Annotated in this window: 7 protein-coding genes; 3 read left to right on the top strand and 4 right to left on the bottom strand. The window is 54.8% G+C overall.

Annotated elements, in window-relative coordinates; all coding sequences use genetic code 11:
- The first annotated feature begins 325 nt into the window (after positions 1–325).
- The 3 genes from focA (at position 326) to pflA (ending at position 4,458) form a co-directional block, all read left to right on the top strand.
- The gene (focA, locus tag ET34_RS0120685; RefSeq protein WP_031525242.1) at positions 326–1,186 is read left to right on the top strand and encodes a formate transporter FocA; all 861 of its coding nucleotides are present in this window, start codon (positions 326–328) and stop codon (positions 1,184–1,186) included.
- Positions 1,187–1,230: 44 nt separating this feature from the next.
- The gene (gene pflB / locus ET34_RS0120680) at positions 1,231–3,513 is read left to right on the top strand and encodes a formate C-acetyltransferase (protein WP_031525239.1); all 2,283 of its coding nucleotides are present in this window, start codon (positions 1,231–1,233) and stop codon (positions 3,511–3,513) included.
- A 204-nt stretch (positions 3,514–3,717) separates the two neighbouring features.
- Positions 3,718–4,458, top strand: a complete 741-nt coding sequence (gene pflA, locus ET34_RS0120675; protein WP_031525238.1) for a pyruvate formate lyase 1-activating protein — start codon at positions 3,718–3,720, stop codon at positions 4,456–4,458.
- Between the two features lie 62 nt (positions 4,459–4,520).
- Here the strand turns inward: pflA and ET34_RS0120670 are convergent, their stop codons facing one another.
- The 4 genes from ET34_RS0120670 to lolA form a co-directional block, all read right to left on the bottom strand.
- Positions 4,521–5,669 (bottom strand): MFS transporter, encoded by a 1,149-nt coding sequence (locus ET34_RS0120670; protein ID WP_031525234.1) that lies wholly within the window; start codon positions 5,667–5,669, stop codon positions 4,521–4,523.
- A 315-nt stretch (positions 5,670–5,984) separates the two neighbouring features.
- Entirely contained in the window at positions 5,985–7,277 is a 1,293-nt protein-coding gene (gene serS, locus ET34_RS0120665; protein ID WP_031525233.1) for a serine--tRNA ligase, read from the bottom strand.
- 188 nt (positions 7,278–7,465) lie between these two features.
- Positions 7,466–8,809: a replication-associated recombination protein A gene (locus tag ET34_RS0120660; RefSeq protein WP_031525231.1), complete on the bottom strand. Its 1,344-nt coding sequence runs from the start codon at positions 8,807–8,809 to the stop codon at positions 7,466–7,468.
- An 8-nt stretch (positions 8,810–8,817) separates the two neighbouring features.
- Positions 8,818–9,429: an outer membrane lipoprotein periplasmic chaperone LolA gene (lolA, locus tag ET34_RS0120655; RefSeq protein ID WP_031525229.1), complete on the bottom strand. Its 612-nt coding sequence runs from the start codon at positions 9,427–9,429 to the stop codon at positions 8,818–8,820.
- Positions 9,430–9,476: the final 47 nt, after the last annotated feature.

Below are 9,476 nucleotides of genomic sequence, written 5' to 3'. Positions count from 1 at the left end.
ATAAAAATGAAACTAATCTGGTTTGTAATAGATAAGTTAAATGATGGTTGTTGATATTTATTTTATTAGGCTAAATTGCAACTTTCAGTCGTGAATACTCCATTCTAATTAACCAGAACAGACGTATCAAAAGCTATTAATTCAACTCATTTTGTAAATATTAAAATTTATTTTTTATTTATATTACAATTAGTTATCCGAAAAATTACCTATAACCCCACCTGATAAAGGGCTATAAATCTGGCGCTTTATGATCCAAGTCAAATTTTGCCCTATAATGCTTTGTTAGTATCTTCATGCCGACTTAATAAAAGAGAGAGTTAGTGTGAAAGCTGACAACCCTTTTGATCTTTTACTTCCAGCTGCCATGGCAAAAGTTGCCGAAGAAGCGGGAGTTTATAAAGCAACGAAGCATCCGCTGAAAACCTTTTATCTGGCGATTACCGCGGGCGTCTTCATCTCCATAGCCTTTGTTTTTTATATCACGGCCACAACCGGCACTGCCGCAATGCCTTTCGGGATTGCAAAGCTGATTGGCGGCATCTGTTTTTCCCTTGGTTTGATTTTATGCGTTATCTGCGGCGCGGATCTCTTTACCTCAACGGTGTTGATTGTGGTGGCGAAAGCCAGCGGTCGTATCACCTGGGGCCAACTGGGTCGCAACTGGCTTAACGTTTATGTGGGCAACCTGATTGGCGCGCTGCTGTTCGTGCTGCTGATGTGGTTATCCGGCGAGTATATGACGGCCAATGGCGGCTGGGGGATGAACGTCCTGCAGACCGCGGATCACAAGCTACACCATACCTTTATTGAGGCAGTCAGCCTCGGTATCCTGGCGAACCTGATGGTGTGCCTTGCGGTATGGATGAGCTACTCCGGTCGTAGCCTGGTCGACAAAGCATTTATTATGGTCTTGCCAGTGGGCATGTTTGTTGCCAGCGGCTTTGAGCACAGCATCGCAAACATGTTCATGATCCCGATGGGCATCGTGATCCGCCACTTTGCAAGCCCGGAGTTCTGGAGCGCGGTTGGCTCTTCTCCGGAAAGTTTTCCTCATCTGACTATCATGAACTTTATTACCGACAATCTGATACCGGTGACTATCGGCAACATTATCGGCGGCGGTTTGTTAGTTGGGTTGACGTACTGGGTAATTTACCTGCGTGGCGACGATCAACACCGTTAATGTCGCGCAGTAATAAGAAATCCACTTAAGAAGGTAGGTGTTACATGTCCGAGCTTAATGAAAAATTGGCCACAGCCTGGGAAGGTTTTGCGAAAGGCGACTGGCAGAATGAAGTAAACGTCCGTGACTTCATCCAGAAAAACTACACCCCGTATGAGGGCGATGAATCCTTCCTGGCCGGTGCAACCGAGGCAACCACTACCCTGTGGGACAGCGTAATGGAAGGCGTGAAGCTGGAAAACCGCACTCACGCCCCGGTAGACTTCGACACTGACCTCGCCTCCACCATCACCTCTCACGACGCGGGTTATATCAACAAGAAGCTGGAAAAAATTGTTGGTCTGCAGACCGATGCGCCGCTGAAACGCGCCATCATCCCGTTCGGCGGCATCAAAATGGTCGAAGGCTCCTGCAAAGCGTATAACCGCGAGCTGGACCCGTCCCTGAAAAAAATCTTCACCGAATACCGTAAAACTCACAACCAGGGCGTGTTTGACGTTTACACCAAAGACATCCTGAACTGCCGTAAGTCTGGCGTGCTGACCGGCCTGCCGGATGCCTATGGCCGTGGCCGTATCATCGGTGACTACCGTCGCGTGGCGCTGTACGGTATCGACTTCCTGATGAAAGACAAATACGCCCAGTTCCAGTCCCTGCAGGAAAAACTGGAAAACGGCGAAGATCTGGAAGCAACTATCCGTCTGCGTGAAGAGATTGCCGAGCAGCATCGCGCGCTGGGCCAGATCAAAGAGATGGCTGCTAAATATGGCTGCGACATCTCCGGTCCGGCAACTACTGCGCAGGAAGCGGTACAGTGGACCTACTTCGGCTACCTGGCTGCGGTTAAATCTCAGAACGGTGCAGCGATGTCCTTCGGTCGCGTTTCCACCTTCCTCGACGTGTACATTGAACGCGACCTGAAAGCGGGCAAAATCACCGAGCAAGACGCACAGGAAATGATTGACCACCTGGTCATGAAACTGCGTATGGTGCGCTTCCTGCGTACGCCTGAGTACGATGAGCTGTTCTCCGGCGACCCGATCTGGGCAACCGAATCTATCGCCGGTATGGGCGTAGACGGCCGTACCCTGGTGACCAAAAACAGCTTCCGCTTCCTGAACACCCTATATACCATGGGGCCGTCTCCGGAGCCGAACATCACCATTCTGTGGTCTGAAAAACTGCCGCTGAGCTTCAAGAAATACGCCGCGAAAGTGTCCATCGATACCTCGTCTCTGCAGTACGAGAACGACGACCTGATGCGTCCAGACTTCAACAATGACGACTACGCTATCGCCTGCTGCGTAAGCCCGATGGTTGTGGGCAAACAGATGCAGTTCTTCGGTGCCCGCGCTAACCTCGCGAAAACCATGCTGTATGCTATCAACGGCGGCGTGGACGAAAAACTGAAAATGCAGGTGGGTCCGAAATCTGAACCAATCAAAGGCGATGTCCTGAACTTCGACGAAGTGATGGAACGCATGGATCACTTCATGGACTGGCTGGCTAAACAGTACGTCACCGCACTGAACATCATTCACTACATGCATGATAAATACAGCTACGAAGCGTCTCTTATGGCTCTGCACGACCGTGACGTGGTTCGCACCATGGCTTGCGGTATCGCGGGTCTGTCGGTTGCTGCCGACTCCCTGTCCGCTATCAAATACGCGAAAGTGAAACCGATTCGTGACGAAGATGGCCTGGCTATCGACTTCGAAATCGACGGTGAATACCCGCAGTTTGGTAACAACGATGCCCGCGTCGATGACATGGCGGTTGATCTGGTTGAACGTTTCATGAAGAAAATTCAGAAACTTACTACCTACCGCAACGCTATCCCGACCCAGTCTGTTCTGACCATCACCTCCAACGTGGTGTACGGTAAGAAAACCGGTAACACTCCGGATGGTCGTCGCGCCGGTGCGCCGTTCGGCCCGGGTGCTAACCCAATGCACGGTCGTGACCAGAAAGGTGCGGTTGCCTCTCTGACCTCAGTTGCGAAACTGCCGTTCGCCTACGCGAAAGATGGTATCTCCTATACCTTCTCCATCGTGCCGAACGCGCTGGGTAAAGACGACGAAGTGCGTAAAACCAACCTTGCCGGTCTGATGGATGGTTACTTCCACCATGAAGCCAGCATCGAAGGCGGTCAGCACCTCAACGTTAACGTCATGAACCGCGACATGCTGCTTGACGCGATGGAACACCCGGAAAAATATCCGCAGCTGACCATCCGCGTATCGGGTTATGCCGTGCGTTTCAACTCGCTGACTAAAGAGCAGCAGCAGGACGTTATCACCCGTACCTTCACTCAGACCCTGTAATTCACGGTCTGCCTGAAAAGGCGTACAATAAAGGCTCCACAACCGTGGGGCCTTTTTACCAACCCCTTCTCCATAGCCTGTTTTGCCAGTTATCTACAGTAATGGGTATCCGCCAAAACAGACTCGACACAACCTGTAGCCTCGGGCTAAGAGGCGTTGTGCATATACAAGGTCATGGACGGCCCTTCCTGGAGAACCACCGCAATGTCAGTTATTGGTCGCATACACTCATTCGAATCCTGTGGCACCGTCGATGGCCCCGGCATCCGCTTCATCACCTTCTTCCAGGGCTGCCTGATGCGCTGCCTCTACTGCCACAACCGTGATACCTGGGACACCCACGGCGGTACCGAAATCACCGTGGAAGAACTCATGAAAGAGGTGGTAACCTACCGCCACTTTATGAACGCATCCGGCGGCGGCGTGACCGCGTCCGGGGGCGAAGCCATCCTGCAGGCCGAGTTTGTGCGCGACTGGTTCCGCGCCTGCCGTCAGGAGGGTATTCATACCTGCCTCGACACCAACGGATTTGTCCGCCGCTACGATCCGGTTATCGATGAGCTGCTGGAGGTTACCGACCTGGTAATGCTCGATCTAAAGCAGATCAATGATGAGATCCACCAGAATCTGGTGGGCGTCTCCAACCAGCGCACGCTGGAGTTCGCGAAGTATCTCTCTAAGAAAAATATCCGCGTCTGGATCCGTTATGTGGTGGTGCCGGGCTGGTCAGATGATGATGATTCCGCACATCGCCTTGGCGAGTTCACCCGTGATATGGGCAACGTCGAAAAAATCGAGCTGCTGCCCTATCACGAGCTGGGCAAACATAAATGGGTGGCGATGGGCGAAGAGTACAAGCTTGACGGCGTAAAACCACCGAAAAAAGAGACGATGGAGCGCGTGAAAGGCATCCTTGAGCAGTACGGTCACAAAGTCATGTATTAAGCGCTCCGCGTAATAAAAAAGCCTGTCAATGACAGGCTTTTTTCGTTGGCGCAAAACATGTGTTACGCGTGAGCCACCGGGGTCGGATGCTCACCGGCTTTACGCAGCAGCATCAGCAGGTAGATAAACGATACGCTGGCGATCATGATGAACAGCAGGTTGTCAGAATAGTTCTGCATCAGCATCGCGGTAAAGGTCGGCCCCAGCAGGCTGCCGATGGTGTAGCTCAGCAGCAGCGCCTGGTTCATGGCTACCAGCTGATGGTGTTCAACTTTCTCGCAGGCCCAGGCCATCGCCACCGGATAGAGCGTAAAGCCCGCTGCGCCAAGGATAAACAGCGCCGGCCCCATCGCTGCATTGCTGAGCATCGCCATGCAACCCATGATCACCACGAAGACCTGTACACGTAACACCAGCAGACGTCCGAAACGATCTGCCAGACGACCAATCGGCCACTGCCCGACGATACCCGCGCTCACCATCACTGCCATCCAGAAACCAATGCCGGAATCGCTGAATCCCTGATGATTGAGATAAAGCGGCATCAGCCCATAGAGTGAGCCCAGCACAATTCCGGAAATGATGCAGCCGTTAACCCCGAGACGCGCCTGGCGCAGACGCAGCATCGGCCAGATCTGTACCGCGTCCTGATGTTCGCTGTGTTCGTTAACGATACGCGTAAACAGCAGCGGCAGAATGGCGGCCAGCACCAGGCCCGTTACCCACGGCAGCACGTCCATCAGACCGGTCGGGGCTTTGCTGACCAGCAGCTGGCCCAGCACCGTACCAACGTAGTAGACCATCATATACGCGGCCAGCAGGCGTCCACGGTTGCGCGAGGTGCCGCTACACATCAATGCGCTCTCCACCACGACCCAAATCATGGCGCAGCCGACGCCAGCGATGAAGCGCCAGGCCAGCCAGCTCCAGAACCCCACAGTAATCCCCAGCCCAACGCAGCCTGCAGCAAAAATCGCCGAAGCAATGTAGTAGCTGTAATTAAACCCGAAGCGCTTAATCAGCGCGCCGGTTAACAGCGTGCCGAGCAGATTGCCGGTGAAATAAGAGGAGCTGACCATTCCCACCTGCCAGGTCGGCAGATTTTCATGGGCGAGCCAGAGCGGTACCAGGGTGTTTAGCACCGCGATAGCAAGGGTCAACAAAAGCAGGCCACAGAGCAAAAGCAGCACTGGCCGGGTGTATGTGGTCATGGATAAAAACCGTGAGGAGAGTCAGAATTCGTGCGCATCATGCCACCGCCAAAAACATTGTCAATCCGCCAGAAATCACGCCTGAGGCGTTTTTCTGCTTCACGATTCGATTCATTCATCCTCGTAACGAAGCGCCAGCACAGCGTTACGTTTATCTTATTGATTACATGAATTTTTAAGCGGCAGAGGATGCCAGATATCAGTTGAAAAATTTCATCAATCTTTCAGTGTCTGATAAAGCGATACCAACAGGAAAAGGGCGAGAGATGAAGGGGTAACAGGGAAAAGAAAAAGCGCCCGCAGGCGCTTTAATGATCAACCGATGAACTCAAGCCCTTTCATATAAGGGCGCAGCACTTCGGGGATCTGGATACGGCCATCAGCCTGCTGGTAGTTTTCCAGCACCGCCACCAGAGTACGCCCCACCGCCAGGCCGGAGCCGTTCAGGGTGTGCATCAGGCGCGGCTTCTTATCAGCCTTGCTGCGGCAGCGAGCCTGCATGCGGCGCGCCTGGAAATCCCCTACGTTAGAGCAGGAGGAGATTTCACGGTAGGTGTCCTGCGCCGGTACCCAGACTTCAAGATCGTACGTTTTGCAGGCGCCGAAGCCCATATCGCCGGTGCACAGCAGCACTTTACGATACGGCAGACCGAGCAGCTGCAGGACTTTCTCTGCATGGCCGGTCATCTCTTCCAGCGCATCCATGGAGTCTTCCGGACGCACGATCTGCACCATCTCTACTTTATCGAACTGGTGCATGCGGATCAGGCCGCGGGTATCACGCCCGTAGGATCCCGCTTCAGAGCGGAAGCACGGCGAATGCGCGGTAAACTTCAACGGCAGCGACTCTTCGTCAACGATCTCGTCGCGCACCAGGTTAGTCAGCGGCACTTCAGCGGTTGGGATCAGCGCGTAGTTGCTGCTGTCGGACTCTTCTTCCAGCGGACGGGTGTGGAACAGATCGCCGGCAAATTTCGGCAGCTGGCCAGTACCGTACAGGGTGTCGTGGTTAACCAGGTACGGAACGTAGGTTTCGCTGTAGCCGTGCTGCTCGGTGTGCAGATCGAGCATGAACTGCGCCAGAGCGCGGTGCAGGTGGGCAATCTGCCCTTTCATTACCACGAAACGAGAACCGGTCAGTTTTACTGCGGCGGCAAAGTCCAGCCCGCTGTGCATCTCACCGAGGGTAACGTGATCGCGCACCTCGAAGTCAAACGTGCGTGGGGTGCCCCAGCGGCTAACTTCAACGTTGTCATGTTCGTCTTTACCTGGCGGTACGCTGTCGTCCGGCAGGTTGGGGATGGCCAGTGCAATCTCGCGGATGTCCGCCTGCAGGGTGTCCAGCTCCGCTTTCGCGGCATCGAGCTCTTCACCCAGCTTGTTCACTTCCAGACGAAGTGGCTCAATATCCTCGCCGCGCGCTTTCGCCTGGCCGATGGATTTCGATCGTGCGTTGCGCTCCGCCTGCAGATTCTCGGTGTTCACCTGAAGAACCTTGCGACGCTCTTCAAGAGCGCGCAGCTTATCTACGTCCAGCTTAAAGCCCCGGCGTGCCAGTTTTTCAGCGACTGCGTCTGGCTCGGTACGCAGCAGATTGGGATCGAGCATGCTTATCCTGTGCTTATCGAATAAAAGTGAATATGGCCACAGCCTGCGGCCATACAAATGATTGAGTTACGTGTCATCTTCGGGCTGAATGGTTAGCATCCCACGCCGGTTAAAGCGCTGATAATCAGGGATACACCGGGAGCAGCGCCGATGAGCGCGCGTCCGGTAACCTTACCGCAAGGCCTGCGCTAACGGTAGCGTTTTGTGGGGCTTTTCTGATCCTGTTCAGCAAGCCAGGCGAGCTTTTCGCCAATTTTGCCTTCAAGACCCCGTTTTGTCGGGCGATAGTAGCGCGTTTGTGCCATTTCAGCGGGGAAATAGTCTTCACCAGCGGCGTAGGCGTTTGGCTCGTCATGGGCATAGCGGTACTCATCGCCATAGCCCATCTCTTTCATCAGCTTCGTCGGCGCATTGCGCAGGTGCACCGGCACATCATAATCCGGCCGGTCCCGCGCGTCGCGCAGAGCTGCTTTAAAAGCGGTATAGACAGCATTACTTTTTGGGGCACAGGCGAGGTAGACAATCGCCTGCGCAATCGCCCGCTCGCCTTCTGCCGGGCCAACCCGGGTAAAGCAGTCCCAGGCGGAAATCGCTACCTGCATCGCACGGGGGTCGGCGTTGCCGACGTCTTCCGAGGCGATCGCCAGACAGCGGCGCGCCACGTAGAGCGGATCGCCACCGGCGGAGATAATGCGGGCGTACCAGTAGAGCGCGGCATCGGGAGCCGAGCCGCGTACCGATTTATGCAGGGCGGAGATCAGATCGTAGAAACGGTCGCCTTTGTTATCGAAACGGGCGCTGCGCTCGCCGGCAATTTCTGTCAGCAAAGCCGGGAGCAGCACGCGCTTGCCGCTGTCGTCGGTTTCCGCCATGTCCGCCATCATTTCCAGCGTGTTCAGCGCCCGGCGCGCATCGCCGTTGACCAGTTCCGCGATAGCCAGCCGCGTTTCCTCCGGCAGCACGATATCCTGACCGCCGTAGCCGCGATCGTTATCGTTCATCGCCTGATCCAGCACCTGCTCAATATCCTGCGTGGTAAGTGATTTCAGCAGGTAGACGCGGGCGCGTGAAAGCAGCGCCGAATTCAGCTCAAATGAGGGGTTTTCGGTGGTCGCGCCAATGAAGGTGATAGTGCCGTCTTCAATATGCGGCAGGAATGCGTCCTGCTGGCTTTTGTTGAAGCGGTGCACTTCGTCGACAAACAGAATGGTGCGGCGACCGGCATTGCGGCTCTGACGCGCGCGCTCAATGGCTTCGCGGATCTCTTTCACCCCGGAGGTCACCGCGGAAATGCGCTCCACGTCGGCATCGGCATAACGGGCGATCACTTCCGCCAGCGTAGTTTTCCCGGTGCCAGGCGGCCCCCAGAGGATCATCGAATGGAGATGCCCTGCTTCGATTGCGCGCGGCAAAGGCTTACCCGGAGCCAGCAGATGCTGTTGCCCGATGTACTGCGCTAAATTTTCTGGCCGCATACGCGCGGCCAGAGGTTGAAAAGTATTGTCGGAAAAATCGAGCGTCAGGTTGCCCACTCAGACCTCTACTTACGTTGATCGTCCACTGTTACGCCCTGCGGCGGGGTAAACGTAAATTTGCTCGCGTCTACGGCGCCGTTCTGCTGGGCTTTCAGCGTATAGCTGCTGCGCTGATCGTCCTGCTCTACGGCGCTGAACTGATTGATGGTGCCGTTGCTGCTCACGTTAATGGTGAACTGCTTCAGGTTACCGCTGCCGGATTTCGGCGTCAGAACAAAGTCATCACCGTTTTGTTTGATGTTGTACTGCTGCCAGTCGCTGCTCTGGTTACGGGCGATCAGCATGAACGGCGTATTGCCGGTGGCGTCTTTCAGCCAGGTGGCGCTCGCCTGCTCAACAAACGGGTTATAGAACCACAGCGTTTTACCATCAGAGATCAGTACGCTCTCATCGGGCTGGGTCATGTGCCAGTTGAACAGGTTCGGGCGTTTCACCCATAAATCGCCCTGTCCTTCCTGTACCGCCGCGCCGCTGCCGTCGGTGACCTTCTGGGTGAAGCTGGCGTGGAAGCTGCCAACTTTATCAAGACGGCTTTTCAGGTCGCTTGCCGCATCTGCCCAGACGCTGGTGGCGACGAAACCGGAAAGCAGTGCGCAGGTCATTACCAGGTTTTTCATTGTTATTCTCCAGTGTTTAACGACCCTGTCGCGGGCCTTCTGTCGGA

This window comes from Siccibacter colletis (assembly GCF_000696575.1).
Classification (GTDB): Bacteria; Pseudomonadota; Gammaproteobacteria; order Enterobacterales; family Enterobacteriaceae; genus Siccibacter; species Siccibacter colletis.
Note: the sequence above shows the minus strand (reverse complement) of the source record. Positions and strands in the feature narration are given on the sequence as shown.

Coding starts and splice junctions, on each gene's coding strand:
- pflB (WP_031525239.1), top strand. CDS start 1,231: ATGTCCGAGCTTAATGAAAAATTGGCCACAGCCTGGGAAGGTTTTGCG.
- pflA (WP_031525238.1), top strand. CDS start 3,718: ATGTCAGTTATTGGTCGCATACACTCATTCGAATCCTGTGGCACCGTC.
- ET34_RS0120670 (WP_031525234.1), bottom strand. CDS start 5,669: ATGACCACATACACCCGGCCAGTGCTGCTTTTGCTCTGTGGCCTGCTT.
- serS (WP_031525233.1), bottom strand. CDS start 7,277: ATGCTCGATCCCAATCTGCTGCGTACCGAGCCAGACGCAGTCGCTGAA.
- lolA (WP_031525229.1), bottom strand. CDS start 9,429: ATGAAAAACCTGGTAATGACCTGCGCACTGCTTTCCGGTTTCGTCGCC.